The 14,626-nt window shown below is 40.7% G+C and carries 10 protein-coding genes; 1 reads left to right on the top strand and 9 read right to left on the bottom strand.

The genetic code is table 11. The features are described 5' to 3' along the window. Positions 1-165 precede the first annotated feature (165 nt). The 8 genes from EZL74_RS06050 to EZL74_RS06015 all read right to left on the bottom strand — a co-directional run bounded on the left by EZL74_RS06050 (position 166) and on the right by EZL74_RS06015 (position 12,576). Positions 166-2,979, bottom strand: coding sequence for a gluzincin family metallopeptidase (locus EZL74_RS06050; protein ID WP_317125798.1), 2,814 nt, complete (start codon positions 2,977-2,979; stop codon positions 166-168). Beyond that, on the bottom strand, positions 2,976-3,866 hold the full coding sequence (locus EZL74_RS06045; protein WP_131475706.1) for a hypothetical protein: 891 nt from the start codon (positions 3,864-3,866) through the stop codon (positions 2,976-2,978). Before EZL74_RS06045 ends, EZL74_RS06050 begins: the two co-directional genes overlap by 4 nt. After that, positions 3,866-5,299, bottom strand: coding sequence for an MBOAT family O-acyltransferase (locus EZL74_RS06040; RefSeq protein WP_131475705.1), 1,434 nt, complete (start codon positions 5,297-5,299; stop codon positions 3,866-3,868). The genes EZL74_RS06045 and EZL74_RS06040 overlap by 1 nt, the downstream gene beginning before the upstream one ends. Before the next feature lie 54 nt (positions 5,300-5,353). Further along, positions 5,354-6,076 carry an LOG family protein gene (locus EZL74_RS06035; protein ID WP_394345857.1) on the bottom strand — a complete coding sequence of 241 codons (723 nt, stop codon included), beginning with the start codon at positions 6,074-6,076 and terminating at the stop codon, positions 5,354-5,356. 109 nt (positions 6,077-6,185) lie between these two features. Next, complete coding sequence (locus tag EZL74_RS06030) at positions 6,186-7,199, bottom strand: acyltransferase family protein (protein WP_131475703.1); 1,014 nt, start codon at positions 7,197-7,199, stop codon at positions 6,186-6,188. A 13-nt stretch (positions 7,200-7,212) separates the two neighbouring features. Further along, positions 7,213-10,044, bottom strand: a complete 2,832-nt coding sequence (gene uvrA, locus EZL74_RS06025; RefSeq protein WP_131475702.1) for an excinuclease ABC subunit UvrA — start codon at positions 10,042-10,044, stop codon at positions 7,213-7,215. Positions 10,045-10,123: 79 nt separating this feature from the next. Then, positions 10,124-11,944, bottom strand: a complete 1,821-nt coding sequence (locus EZL74_RS06020) for a chloride channel protein (protein ID WP_131475701.1) — start codon at positions 11,942-11,944, stop codon at positions 10,124-10,126. Between the two features lie 47 nt (positions 11,945-11,991). Then, positions 11,992-12,576 (bottom strand): acyl carrier protein phosphodiesterase, encoded by a 585-nt coding sequence (locus EZL74_RS06015; protein WP_131475700.1) that lies wholly within the window; start codon positions 12,574-12,576, stop codon positions 11,992-11,994. 139 nt (positions 12,577-12,715) lie between these two features. On the opposite strand from EZL74_RS06015, the gene glmM reads away from it, so the two are divergent. Beyond that, positions 12,716-14,104, top strand: a complete 1,389-nt coding sequence (glmM, locus tag EZL74_RS06010; RefSeq protein WP_131475699.1) for a phosphoglucosamine mutase — start codon at positions 12,716-12,718, stop codon at positions 14,102-14,104. A gap of 71 nt (positions 14,105-14,175) precedes the next feature. Here glmM and EZL74_RS06005 read toward each other — a convergent pair whose 3' ends face one another. Beyond that, positions 14,176-14,613 carry a VOC family protein gene (locus EZL74_RS06005; protein WP_131475698.1) on the bottom strand — a complete coding sequence of 146 codons (438 nt, stop codon included), beginning with the start codon at positions 14,611-14,613 and terminating at the stop codon, positions 14,176-14,178. Positions 14,614-14,626: the final 13 nt, after the last annotated feature.

The raw sequence follows: 14,626 nt of genomic DNA, 5'->3' as shown, positions 1-14,626 counted from the left end.
GTAACAAATTTAAATAAAAAGAAGTAACTTTTGTTATTTCGGAGCAAAAATAATATTTAAGTATCTGTAATTTTAAGTCGAAAAAAAGCAGGTTCGTTATGGAATATTTATTGATATTTTTATTTTTCAAAAAAAAATGTAATTTTTATTGAATTTCAATATGTTTTAAAACCATTTTCGGGTAAAAAGATTGATGAGGGTTTCGGGTCTGAAAGTAACGATAAAACGAATTTTTTCGCCATAATTTTTATCGCCTACTTCCCAACCGTTATTCGAATATACCGGAAGATATAATTCGAAATAATCGGTAACCAGGTTGAGTCGAATTCCGCTGTCGTACACAAATTTACCGCAGGTTTCCTTATTTTTAATAGCTCCCAAATCACCATAAGCTTCAATCCAGTTCCAAATACCGTAACTGGCATTGAGCGTAGTCATCCATCGGTTGGCAAAACGGGTTTCGAGCTTTGACTTGAAAAATCCATCCATAATGATGGATTGCTGGCTGAATAAACCGGTTTTTTCAGAACGCCCCAAGTATTCACTTTCAAACAAATAATCTGTAGGGCGGTCTAAGCCAAAACTGAAGTAATCGTCTTCGGTTTTGTTGTGCAAAAAAGTCCCGGCAAAGAAACGCAGATTAAGTTGTCGGTTGTCGTCAAACAGTTTTCGGTACTGTACTTCCGAAGCCAGTTTTCCGAAAGTTTTTGAATATTGAAAATCCCCCAGAAAATGAAAATGATGGGTTACTTCGGTTTTGGTATTGATGTATTTGACATTAAAAACCTGATAGGTTCGGGTATCTTCAGAGGTTGTGTAAGCCGATTTTTGTTTGTCGACCATAATTTCTTTGATGATGATTGATGATTTTTGGTTGTCGCGGTAATCATCGGGACGGAAATTCAGGAATACTGTAGGTGCTATTTTGCTGTAATAGGCATCGGGTGCATAATGCAAATAATGACCGCCCAGCATGTATTTTATGTTGTAGAGATTACTGTCGCGATTGTACTGGTTGACAAAAAACAAAGCCTTACCGGAGAGGTTTCTGGTTTTGGTAGAAATCGTTGGGTTTACATCAAAAATGAAAGGCTTATCCAAAATGGTTTTGTTGTGAAAACGGAATCCGGGTAAAAATCCGTCGTACAAATTGTACTCTAGAGTAGGCACATAAAGGATTTGATTGTAATAAGGATCTTCCAAATCTTTCATGAAATTGAACTTTATCGGTCTGTTATTCAAACGAAATCCGCGCAGCGACTGCCAGTTGTTTCTCAAGTTAAACTCAGGAACTTCGTTTTTGTAATTGATGACAATTTTTTCGGCTTCGTTTCTGGGTACGGTGAAAATGCTGTCATTTTTGAAAGTGTCAATCCATTTTTTAAAAACTACCTGTTTGTCTTTAATCCCGTATACCGGAATAGGAACATTGGTTTCTGTTTTGTTTTTGAGCTTAAAACTAACGCTGTCTTTGGTGCGGGTAACGTCTTCAAATTTGAAATCGATGATGTCTCGAGACTCAATGATTTTGTCAAAAAACCAATTTATTTTTTTAGGTGAATTCTTAGTCAGGATAGCTTCAAAATCTTTGCGAGTGGTTTGTTGAGACTGATTCAATACCAAAAACTCACGAATGCTACTTTGCACAATGTCGTCTCCAAGATAACTGTCAAGGTATTTCAAACTCAAACCGGCTCGGTATTTAGAGGCAATTTTTTCGTTGAATTTGATCAGCGTATTTTTAGCATTACCCAAAGGTTGGTCTAGATTTTTACGGGCCATCAGCATATAAAAATAACTGTACTGTCCGTTGAATCCCAGACTTACCAAATTATAACCGCGAACCAAACGCAATCTGGCTACACTACCCATCATCTTGCTATCCGGATGAAATTCTTCTATGTATTTCATCATGATGTACACCTGAATGCCGTCGTAAATCCAGTTGTCCTGTCTGGGGTCGAGTTGTAGTGTGCTGTGCAGATAGTTGTTAAGATAAGTTTTCAGGAATTTGATTTCGTATAAAAACTCATCCGAAAACGGACTGATAAAAACCGGTAACTGGTTCAATCCGTAAAAAGGATTACGCTCGTAATCGGCTTCTGCCACGGTTATTTTTTGGTTGGGAAACTGTCCCAGATTATCACTGACAAAATTCACAATTTTATCGATGACAATTGCCTTTTGTATGTCGTTCAATCGGGTATTTCGTAAATCGGAAACCACTTCCAGACTACCGTTTTTGTACAAGGAGAAAGCAGCTTTGTCATCAATAAATAAATTAAAGTCTAAGCGATTTTTGCCCGAAAGACGGTAATGATTTTGTTGATTCAGCGTTTCTTTGCTGATTTCATTCAAATCTGAATTCAGCGTCAAGGTTGAAGGAATTCTGACTTCCAAATCATAATCGGAAAGACTGTTGGCGCAATCGTCAAGGTTTAGATTGTTGTACTTAACAAAAGTGTGATTTTCGTACCGAGCGGGAAGCAGAAAACAATTTTTCAAATACATTTTTCCGTTCTCACCATACCCGAATTTGGTGAATTTATCGCTGGGTACTTTAACCAAATAAGTAAGCGAAAGGGTAGTTTTTTGATTGGGCAAGAGTTTATCTCTCAACCTGATTTGAATCACATCCGGATGGTTGCCGTCGCGCTCCCATGTCAGGAAAGCTTTGTTTTGGTCAATGATGGTAATGTTATCTGTACGACCTCGTTCTTTTTCTTTAGCCAAATGAAAACTGCGTTCAAATTCGTCTGAAAAGCGGGCTGCCAACGGCGTATTCTTCGAACTGTAACCATGTATCCAGTCATTCAGAACAATGTGGTTCAAAGTGTCGTTGGTTTGGTTGTAATAGGTTAGTTCCTGAATGACGGTCAGCATTTTATTGTCGCTGTCAACCTCTACAATCATTTTAGAATGATGTTGAGCAGCAGCTATGCAGCTAAAAAAGAAAAGTATGTAACTTAATTTTTTCAAGGTTTGGCTTTGGGTTTAAAGAAAGCATCAAAGACCACTTTCGTAAAGGCAACTGCTCCGGCTTTGTTCATGTGACCGCAAGTAGAGAAATACTTATCATCGGTAACTGCATTTTCAAAACGGTATATTTCAGGATACACCGAATTGATGTGGTTGAAATAATCGCGGTTGATGGTACTCATACACATAGGCGTTGTCATAGCAATCAGTCTGATGTTGTTGGCTTTACAAATGGCTTTAATTTCTTCGTAAGCTACATTTTTTTTCGGATAATATTTCGACAAATCGGCAGGAATTATTTTACCACCGTGCGACTCCAAAGGATGAAAACCGTCATTATCCAAATTATTCGTTCTTTTATGAACAAGTGAAGCGTACATTTCCCTAAATCCTACACGGGCATCGTAATGCAAATAGCGATAGAACGGGATATACAATAATTCGTAGTATTCAGGTATCGATCGGTAATGATCGCGAATGATCTGCGACTGATGCAAGTAGGGCATAAACAAAGAGCGAATCGCTTCCGAATGATCATTGGTGTTGATGTTTAAATCTACCTGAAGTATGAGTGTTTTGATTTTGTAATGCCGTTCCATCATCAATTTCAGCATCAGGGCTGATTCTTCCAGGCGGGAGCGCGTAATGCCAAAGTTGAACGTTTTATAGCCTTGGTCGTTGAAAATCTTTGGCACAAAATGATTATTTACTCTTGATGAGCCCAAGAAAACCACATCGTAATCTTTGTTATTGGAATTATAGAGGTAATCAATTTTGGTTCTCGAATCCGATTGTAGGTAAACAGTGGTATACAACACATCCAGCAGCCCCATAGTGAGCAGGAGCAGGGCTAAAGTTTTGAGTATGAAAAAAAGAAACTGTTTCATCAGAATTGAAAATAAATGAATTCTTTATAATCCGAAAATACACCCAGTGCCAGGATAGCCGCCAAACACAAACTCAATTTCAACCAGCTGTATTGTCCCGAAATGGGTTCTGTTTTTGTTCGGCTGTTCCATTCGGCCACTACAAAAACAAGTACTAAGGGTATTAATTCATAATTGTACCTTTCGATGGCAAAATACTGTTCAGAAAAAATACCGTTTTCAAATAATCTTTTGATGTACTGGTAAGCTTCGGTTATGGTTTTGGCTCTGAAAAATATCCAAGCCAGACATGTAAGGCCAAAGGTAATCAGTATGTTAAATACAATGCGTAACGAATCAAAATTCAACCCCAAACGGAATTCCTCAAGGTTTTTTCGGTTTCGATTCAATAATAACAACGGCAGGAAATACAAGGCATTGATAAAGCCCCAAGCTATAAACGTCCAACTGGCACCGTGCCAAAAACCGCTCACCAAGAAGATGATGAAAGTATTTCTCACTTTCAGCCACTTGGATCCTTTGCTGCCTCCTAACGGAATATATAAATAATCTCTGAACCAGGTAGTCAAAGAAATATGCCACTTGCGCCAAAACTCGGCTATGTCTCTTGAAAAATAAGGATAATTAAAGTTCTTAAGCAAATCGATGCCGAAGAGTTTCGAGGTTCCTAAAGCAATATCGGAATAGCCGGAGAAATCACCATAAATTTGAAAGGCAAAATAAACGGCTCCCAATACCAATGACAGCGAATTCATGGAATGATAATTGTCAAAAACTGCATTAGCATAAATGGCACACGAATCGGCAATGACCACTTTTTTGACCAAGCCCCATACAATTTGATAGACACCCTCTTTGGCTTTGTTGAAACTGAACTTACGTCTTTTTTTTACTTGCGGCAACAAGTGCGTCGCACGCTCAATAGGCCCGGCTACCAGCAACGGAAAGTAGCTGACAAACAGGGAATAATCAACAAAGTTTTTTTCCGATTTGATTCTTCCGTAATAAATGTCGATGATGTAGGACAGACCGTGAAAAGTATAAAAAGAAATTCCGACCGGTAGAATTAAATCCAGTAAAATAGGACTGGCTTTGACGCCGAATGATTGCAGGACTTCGGCAAAAGACTCGGCAAAAAAGTTATAATATTTAAAAATACCGAGAAATCCAATATTGATAGAAATGCAGAGCCACAACCATCTTTTTCGTTCGGAAGGAGTGGTGCTCTTTTCAATTTTCATTGCTGAAACATAGTCCAGCAAAGTTGAAAAAACCAATAGGAATAAAAACCGCCAATCCCAGCAGGAGTAAAAATAATAGCTGGCGAGAATAAGTATGTAGTTCTGATTGATTTTCGATTTATGCCCTACAAACCAGTACAGTATAAAAACTATAGGCAGGAAAACAGCAAAATGAAATGAGTTGAAAAACATAAATCAGTGGGCAAAATATAGAAAAAGCCCGAAGCTAAGTTCAGGCTTTTGATATTAAAAGTTAGGGCTGAGGTTGTATTTTTTATAAAAGTTATCCAATACTTCTACTACTTCATCCTCGGTATCCACAATTTTTATCAGATTCATGTCTTCCGGATTGGCATTATGCTCTCGTTCAATCATTACGGTTTTAATCCAGTCAATCAGGCCTGACCAAAATTCTCTTCCCACCAATATGATTGGAAATTTACCTATTTTTTTGGTCTGAATCAAAGTGACCGCTTCGAACAATTCATCTAATGTTCCGAATCCGCCGGGCATTACCACAAATCCTTGTGAATATTTGACAAACATTACTTTGCGCACAAAGAAATAGTCAAAGTTCAGGTTTTTGTCTTTGTCGATATACGGGTTGTAATGTTGCTCAAACGGCAATTCAATGTTCAGTCCTACCGAAGTTCCGCCACCGTTGTGTGCTCCTTTATTACCGGCTTCCATGATACCGGGACCACCACCGGTGATGACACCGTAACCGGCTTTACTGATTTTATAAGCTATTTTTTCCGCCAACAAATAGTATTTGTTGTCTGGTTTGGTACGTGCCGAACCAAATATGGAAACACAAGGCCCAATGCGCGCCATGCTTTCGTAACCGTTCACAAACTCTGACATGATTTTAAAAATCGCCCAAGAGTCGTTGGTTCGTATTTCGTTCCAGGTTTTTTGTTTTAGTTTTTCCTGGATTTTATCATCTTCATTTAAAAATTCGTCTCTCATCATTATATTCTTTTATGTAATTTATTGTTTAAACAAACGCGCAAAAATACTCTTTTTTTTATAAAAGCCTAACCAATATAGCGGAATGTTTGTTACTTTAAGTAAGGGTTTAACGGGCAATTATTTTTCGTACATAGGGCTCTGCTTTAGCCGCTATAAAATATGTGATGCCGCATAGAATAAGTATTGGAATAACAGGCAGTAAAATAAAAGGGATATCTGTGTAGTTCTTATCCAATTTCACAATCAGGGCAATCATCGCATTTTCATGAATTAAATACAACGGATAACTGATAAAACCGAAAAAAAGCAAAATAGGATGGGTGAACAAGACTCTGAATCGCTCAAAATAAATGGGAACATAGAATAATGCAGCTAAGCAAATCCCAAAAGCCAGTGTGCGATTTCCGGCTTTCATCATGTATAATTCTAATGCGGTTATAATTACAGCAAACAAAAAGTATTTGTGTTCACGTGTTTTAAAAAACAAATATGCGGCACATCCGCCGGCAAACCATCCGTAATATTCAAGTGAAAGAAAATCAGAAACCGGCCATAGATAACTATCCTGATGGGTATTGAGATAAACAGAAGAAAGATATAGAAGCGTCAGAATGACTATAGCTTTAAATTCATCCAAATAAAAATAGAGTAAACCGAAAATTAAATAGAATTTTACCTCTACAAACAAAGACCAAAAGGCACCTTCCAAGGGTTGAATGGTGTACCCTGTTATTGCCTTAATCCATAATGGGTCTATAAAAAATAAACCCGGAATCACTGTGGGTAAATCCGGTTTTCCCATAGGTCTTTCATACAACAAAAAAGCAGTGGAAAACACCAAAATGGTGGCAATCAGCATTCCCGGAAATAACCGCAGCCAACGTTTGTATAAAAAAGTGAGCATACTTGTATTTTTTTCCAGCGACATTAAAATCACAAAACCCGAAATGAGAAAAAACAGTTGCACGCCCAAATAGCCATTTTTAAAAACAGGAAATGAAGCGAATTTGTCACCATAAGGAACGACGGAAGTCCATCTGGAATATGCGTGAAACAATACAACCAATATGATTGCAACGCCGCGCAGACCGTCTAAAAAATCAATTCTTTTTCCCACCATATTTGACTGCAGATTATGACAATTCTTTTTTCAAAAATTCGGCCGTGTAGCTTTTTTTATTCTTCACAATTTCTTCCGGTGTACCTTGCGCCACGACCTGTCCGCCGCCTTTTCCGCCTTCGGGACCAATGTCAATGATGTAATCCGCCAGTTTAATCACGTCCATGTTGTGTTCTATAATCAAGATGGTATTGCCTTTATCCACCAGTTTGTTAATCACATCCATCAACACACGTATGTCTTCAAAATGAAGCCCGGTCGTAGGTTCGTCCATGATATAGAGTGTATTGCCGGTGTCTTTTTTAGACAATTCGGTAGCCAATTTGATGCGTTGTGCTTCCCCGCCCGAAAGCGTGGTGCTTTGTTGTCCCAAGGTAATATAACCCAAACCGACATCCTGTATCGTTTTAACTTTGCGGTAAATTTTCGGAATGTTTTCAAAGAAAGGCACCGCCTCATCCACGGTCATGTTCAACACATCCGAAATCGATTTGCCTTTGTAGCGAATCTCCAATGTTTCGCGATTGAAACGCTTGCCCTGACAGGTTTCACATTCTACATACACATCGGGGAGGAAACTCATTTCAATAGTTCTCACGCCCGAACCCTCACAGGTTTCGCACCTTCCGCCCGAAACATTGAAACTGAAACGTCCGGCTTTGTAACCGCGAATCATGGCTTCCGGGGTTTGCGTATACAAACTTCTGATTTCCGAAAATACATCGGTATACGTCGCCGGATTCGAACGTGGGGTTCTGCCAATCGGACTTTGGTCGATGTCGATGACCTTATCAATGTGCTCCAAGCCTTCAATTTTTTTGTACGGCTGCGGTTTTTTGACGCCGTTAAAGTAGTATTCGTTGAGTATCGGATACAGGGTTTCGTTAATCAAAGTCGATTTACCGCTGCCCGACACTCCGGTTACGCAAATCAGTTGGCCTAAAGGCAATTCGATGGAAACATTCTTTAAATTATTTCCGGTAGCTCCGGTTAACTTTAAAAATTTACCGTTGCCTGTGCGCCGTTTTTTGGGTACTTCAATCTGCATTTTACCGTTCAGGTATTGCGCAGTAATGGTTCCTTCTTTTAGGAGTTCCTTCGGGGTACCCTTGCTGATGATTTCGCCGCCATATTTACCGGCTTTGGGGCCAATGTCAATCACATAATCGGCGCGTTCTATCATGTCTTTGTCGTGCTCCACCACCAAAACCGAATTCCCGATGTCGCGCAATTGTTCCAGCGAATGAATTAGTTTTTCATTGTCTCTTTGATGCAAACCAATACTCGGTTCATCCAAAATATACAAGACGCCCACCAATTGTGAACCAATCTGTGTAGCCAACCGAATGCGTTGTGCTTCTCCGCCTGAAAGCGATTTGGAACTGCGGTTCATCGACAAATAATTCAAGCCCACATTCACCAAAAATCGCAAACGGTCTTTAATCTCCTTGATAATTTCGGAGGCTATGATTTTTTGCTTATCCGAAAGATGTTCGTCTAATTTGTCAAACCAAGCCGATAAATCCGAAATATCCATGGTGGATAAATCAAAGATGTTTTTCTCATGAATACGGAAATACAAAGCTTCTTTTTTCAAACGCGAACCCTGACACTCCGGACATTCTATTTCATCCATAAATTCTTTGGCCCAGCGCTTGATGGAGGTGGAGCCGCTTTCGTCGTATTGGTTTTTGATGAAATGCGAAATCCCTTCAAATTCAATTTTATACTCTTTGGTGATGCCTAGTGTTTTGGAGGCTACCGAAAATTTCTCTTTCCCTCCGTTGAGGATGATCTCCATAGCTTCCGCCGGAATTTTTTCGATGGCGTCTGTTATTGTAAAGCCAAACTTTTCGCCTATGATTTCCAATTGCTTGAAAATCCAAGAGCTTTTGTATTCGCCCAATGGCGCAAAACCACCGGCTTTGATGGAGAGCTTCGGATTGGGAATAATTTTTTTCAGATTGATTTGATGAACCGTGCCCAAACCTTTGCATTCCTCACAAGCCCCTTTGGGCGAATTGAACGAAAACAAATTCGGTTCTGGGTTTTGATAGGATATGCCCGAAGTGGGGCACATCAGATTTCGGCTGAAATAACGCACTTCATTGCTGTCCTGATCCAAAATCATCAACACGTTTTCGCCGTGATACATGGCCGTTTTGATGCTTTCTGCCAAGCGTTTTTCGTTGTCTTCATTGGGCTCAACGACCATTCTGTCTACCACAATTTCGATGTCATGGGTTTTGTAACGGTCGAGTTTCATGCCCGGAACCAAATCCTGTACTTCGCCGTTTACACGAACTTTCAGAAATCCCTGTTTGGTAATTTGCTGGAACAATTCGGCATAATGCCCTTTTCGGGCGCGAATAATCGGAGCTAAAATATTGATGCGTTTGCCGTTGAAATTCTGAGTAATCAAATCCTTGATTTGCTCATCCGAATACGAAACCATCTTTTCACCGGTGACGTAGCTGTAAGCTTCTCCGCCACGGGCAAATAGCAAACGCAGAAAATCGTAAATTTCGGTGATGGTGCCAACGGTAGAACGCGGACTTTTGCTGGTGGTTTTCTGTTCAATGGCGATTACCGGCGAAAGACCGTCTATCTTATCCACATCGGGGCGTTCCAAGCCGCCTAGGAATTGTCGGGCGTAAGCTGAGAAAGTTTCGATGTACCGGCGTTGTCCTTCGGCGTAAATGGTATCAAAAGCCAAAGACGATTTTCCCGAACCCGAAAGACCGGTAATGACCACCAGTTTTTCGCGCGGAATGGTGATGTCGATATTCTTCAGATTATGAACTCGGGCACCGAGCACTTCAATGGTGTTTTCTGTTTCTAGCATAGCAATTTAGCAAAACGCAAAGGTAGTGTTTTGGAAAGAAATTTTAAACAGCCAGAGGGCAAGTTCTGGTGAAAAAAGATTAATCAATCACCATTTCTCTGAGTTTGTGGCGATAGCTCTCCAATACATCAATTTTCGAGAGAAAACCAAAGTATTTTCCTTTGTGAACGACCGGCAAAATAGATGCTTTTGAACTTTCAAACAGCTTCATAATTTTTTCGGGTTTGTCTTCAAACAGGATGAATTCTTTGGGCTGGCTGATGAATTCGCTCAGGGTCATGAATTTCACCGTATTCGGATTGAAGATAAAGGCTTTCACTTCATCAAAATCAATAATGCCCAACAGCGCTTTGTGTTCATCGAGTACCGGGATTATTTTTTGTTCGGTAGTGGCAAAAATAGAAACTACTTCAGTGGTGGTATCCTGTAAGGAAAGGGTTCGGTAATTTTGTTGTACCAAATTGTAAAAATCAATGCTTTGCAGGATGTTTTTGTCTTTATCACTGGTAAATACATCGCCTTTGTCTGCCAGTGATTTCACATCCATGGAGTGTTTCTCAAATTGTTTGGAAACCGCAAAACTGACCGAAGAGACGATCATCAGCGGGACCATCAAATCGTAGCCTCCGGTGATTTCGCCAATAAGGAAGATAGCTGTTAGGGGAGCATGAAACAAACCGCTCAGAATTCCGGCCATCCCTACGATAGTAAAATTGGCAATAGGCAAGTGATGCGTAAAGTTTAACAGATTGACCGTTTTGGCCACAAAAAAGCCCAAATAAGAACCCACAAAAAGCGAGGGAGCAAAATTTCCTCCGTTTCCGCCACTACCTATTGTTAATCCGGTGGCAAAGGCTTTTAACAGCAGTGTTACGCCCACAAATAACAAGAGTATCCATTCGTTGCTCTTGAATTGCTCAAGCATGGTGTTGTCTAATAAAACGCCCGGATTTTTGGAAGCCAACGTTTTGATACTTTCGTATCCTTCCCCAAAGAGTGTAGGGAAGAAGAAGATTAAAATGGCCAAAATGGATGCCCCGAAAAGTGCTTTTCGGTAGCCTTTGTTTTTGAAACTTCCGAAAAACTTTTCAACTTTCTGAAAATTCCGCGCGTGGTAGATAGACGTTAAACCGGCTAAAATTCCCAAAAGGATATAATAAGGCGTGTTGTGGTAATCAAATTTCAGGGTTTGTTCGAAATTCAGCAACGTATCTCTACTCAAAATCACCGTTGAAATCAAGGCGCCGGTGGCCGCGGAGATGATAATTGGGATGAATGCCGAAATGGTTATATCGGTCAGAACCACTTCGATGGCAAACAATACTCCGGCTATGGGTGCGTTGAATGCAGCACCAATACCGGCCGCTACCCCACAAGCCAAAAGCAATATTCGGTCTTTTTGGGATAAATGGTATTTCTGCGCAAAGTTAGAGCCAAAAGCGGCACCCGTAACTACAATGGGGCTTTCTAAACCGGCAGAACCGCCAAGTCCAACGGTAAGGGAACTGGTTACGATTTGGGCATACATTTGTTTTTTCGGAAGGATACCGCCTTTTTTAGCTACGGCATAAAGTACTTTGGAACTTCCTTTTTCTAAATGATTGCCCAAAAAATTACGGACCACAAAAACGGTCAACAAAATCCCGGCAATAGGTAGGAGACTGTTGATGTAGGGAAGCTTTAAAAAAACGTTGATGTCATTGGCCAAAAGGAAAATATTGTGTGCAAAACTCTTCAGCAAAATTACTGCGAACGAGCACGTAATGGCCACCACGACACAAGCAAAATAAATAAAGTTTCTTTCGCTCAACTTGTCTTTCAAAAGAAAAACCAAATGCTCGGCTCTTCTGAAAATACTTCGGAATATGATTTTAAAAAAGGAAGCTTTATTTGATGGCATCAGGGGGTGACTTTTGAATCGCTAAAATACAATAACAATGGTCAATTTTAAAGTTCCGCTAACTTTTGTTGGCAATGTTTTCGCAATTCTTCAAAAAACTGCGTGAATTCGGTTTCAAATTCGATATAAAACTGCTGCAATTCTACAATCGACTCGTGCATGGCTACCCGGTTTTTGGTGCGGTGATCCATTTGGAACATGATCATCTGCAGGCCTTCAATAGAGGCATAACTCACGAGCCAGTTACGGGCAATCATATACGGTAACATTCCCTTGACTTTGTCGGTCAGGATATCGTAATGATCGCGCAGCAAAAAATAAAAGTTTTCGGAATAATCCGCCAAAGCGATGTCAGAATAGGCCGCCCAGTTTTTGGCCAAAAAATGGTCGTAGAAAATATCCATAATTACCCCTGAATAATGCCCGTATTTTTCATGCAAACGATGTTTGCTTTGGCGGTAAACGGGATGGGAGTCTGTGAAGCTGTCTATTGAGCGGTGGAGGAGGATGCCTTTCTTCACATCGTCACCATATTTTTCATAACTGTGTCCGCGAATGCTGTCCGCTATGAAGTTTCCGATTTTAACCAAATCGTTTTCGCCGGAAAGGTAAATGTGGGCTAAGAAATTCATGTTTTGTGTTGCTTCTTTTCAAAGATACTAAAGTTTCAAAATTAAATCCCAAACCTCAAAAAAACTTTGTGACTTTACTACTTTACCACGGTGTAACTTTTATATTTGTAACTCATAATTCAAAACACCAATACTTACAATGACCTTAATCAAATCAATATCAGGAATTCGCGGAACCATAGGCGGCAAAGTGGGCGATAACTTAACGCCGGTAGATGCTGTGAAATTTGCTTCCGCTTACGGTACTTTCCTTAAAAATACGCTTCAGAAAGAGAAACTCAAAGTGGTTATTGGCCGCGATGCCCGTATCTCGGGTCCCATGATTCACAATTTGGTCGTCAATACTTTGATCGGACTCGGGATTGATGTAATCGATTTGGGATTGTCAACTACCCCAACGGTAGAAGTAGCTGTGCCTTTAGAACAAGCCGATGGCGGCATCATATTAACCGCTTCCCACAACCCCAAACAGTGGAATGCCTTGAAATTATTGAATGCCAAAGGAGAATTTTTGAGCGGAGCCGACGGAGCCAAAATATTGGAAATAGCCGAAGCCGAAGCCTTTGATTTTTCGGATGTGGACAGTCTGGGAGAAATTACCATTAACGATGCTTACATGGACATTCACATTGACGAAGTACTTGAATTGCCGTTGGTGGATGCCGAAGCGGTTGCCAAAAGAAAATTCAAAGTGGTCGTGGACGGAGTGAATTCTTCGGGCGGGATTATCATTCCAAAGTTATTGGAACAAATGGGTGTGGAGTGCGTGAAATTATATTGCGAGCCGAATGGTCATTTTCCGCACAACCCCGAACCACTAAAGGAACACTTGGGGGACATTTGTAAATTGGTCGTCGAAGAAAAGGCGGATTTCGGAATTGTAGTCGACCCCGATGTAGACCGTTTGGCCTTCATTTCGAACGACGGTGAAATGTTTGGTGAAGAGTACACTTTGGTAGCGGTGGCCGATTATGTGCTGAGCAAAACCCCGGGCAATACGGTTTCGAACATGTCGTCTTCCAGAGCGTTGCGCGACATTACCCATAAACACCACGGCAACTATCAGGCAAGTGCGGTGGGAGAAGTCAATGTCGTCGAGTTAATGAAGTCAACCAACGCCATCATTGGGGGCGAAGGCAATGGCGGGATCATTTATCCGGAGTTGCATTACGGTCGTGACAGTTTGGTGGGCGTGGCATTGTTCCTGACGCATTTGGCCAATTTAAATATGAACGTAGCCGAATTGCGCGCGTCGTATCCGCAATATTACATGAGCAAAAACAAGATTGAGCTCACGCCGCAAATTGATGTGGACGGTATTTTAAAGGCGATGACAGAAAAGTATAAAACCGAAAACATTTCTACGATTGACGGGGTGAAAATTGATTTTCCGACAGAATGGGTCCACTTGCGCAAATCGAATACCGAACCGATTATTCGCATTTACACCGAAGCCCCGACTCAGGAAGCCGCGGACACTTTGGCCATACGCATCGTGAATGAAATTAAAGCAGTAGCCGGAATTTAATTTTTTTGGTTTTTAACCGTTATAAATAAAAACCCTGAGATGTTCTCAGGGTTTTCTGTTTTTTTAAGGAATTATTTTTGTGGAGTTTCATCAAAATTCACCATCCAATGCACGCCGAATTTATCGACAAACATTCCGAAGTACGCACCCCAAAAGGTTTTGTCCATGGGCATGTATACTTGTCCGCCGGCCGACAAACCGTTAAACAAACGATCGGCTTCTTCGCGGCTCTCCGCATTGATGGATATGTGGAAATTGTTCCCCAGGGTCACATCGCCACTTTGTTGGTTGCTGTCGCTTCCCATCAAGATGGTTTCTTTACTGATGGGGAGTGAAACGTGCATGATGCGGTTGGCATCGGCTTCGGTAATTTCGCCACACCCGTCCGTTTGAGGCATGTCTTTGAATTTGCCCATGTAGGGGAACTCTCCACCAAAAACAGATTGATAAAAAAGGAATGCTGCTTCGCAATTTCCGTTGAAAATTAAATAAGGATTTACTTGTGCCATTTGTTGATTGTTT

Origin of the sequence: Flavobacterium silvisoli (genome assembly GCF_004329815.1) — a bacterium.
GTDB lineage: Bacteria > Bacteroidota > Bacteroidia > Flavobacteriales > Flavobacteriaceae > Flavobacterium > Flavobacterium silvisoli.
The sequence above is the reverse complement of the archived record's forward strand: the minus strand, read 5'-3'. Positions and strand labels throughout refer to the sequence as shown.

Excerpts from the sequence above, each read along its gene's own strand:
- EZL74_RS06045 (WP_131475706.1), bottom strand. The coding sequence starts at position 3,866 with ATGAAACAGTTTCTTTTTTTCATACTCAAAACTTTAGCCCTGCTCCTG.
- EZL74_RS06040 (WP_131475705.1), bottom strand. The coding sequence starts at position 5,299 with ATGTTTTTCAACTCATTTCATTTTGCTGTTTTCCTGCCTATAGTTTTT.
- EZL74_RS06035 (WP_394345857.1), bottom strand. The coding sequence starts at position 6,076 with ATGAGAGACGAATTTTTAAATGAAGATGATAAAATCCAGGAAAAACTA.
- EZL74_RS06030 (WP_131475703.1), bottom strand. The coding sequence starts at position 7,199 with ATGGTGGGAAAAAGAATTGATTTTTTAGACGGTCTGCGCGGCGTTGCA.
- uvrA (WP_131475702.1), bottom strand. The coding sequence starts at position 10,044 with ATGCTAGAAACAGAAAACACCATTGAAGTGCTCGGTGCCCGAGTTCAT.
- EZL74_RS06020 (WP_131475701.1), bottom strand. The coding sequence starts at position 11,944 with ATGCCATCAAATAAAGCTTCCTTTTTTAAAATCATATTCCGAAGTATT.
- EZL74_RS06015 (WP_131475700.1), bottom strand. The coding sequence starts at position 12,576 with ATGAATTTCTTAGCCCACATTTACCTTTCCGGCGAAAACGATTTGGTT.
- glmM (WP_131475699.1), top strand. The coding sequence starts at position 12,716 with ATGACCTTAATCAAATCAATATCAGGAATTCGCGGAACCATAGGCGGC.
- EZL74_RS06005 (WP_131475698.1), bottom strand. The coding sequence starts at position 14,613 with ATGGCACAAGTAAATCCTTATTTAATTTTCAACGGAAATTGCGAAGCA.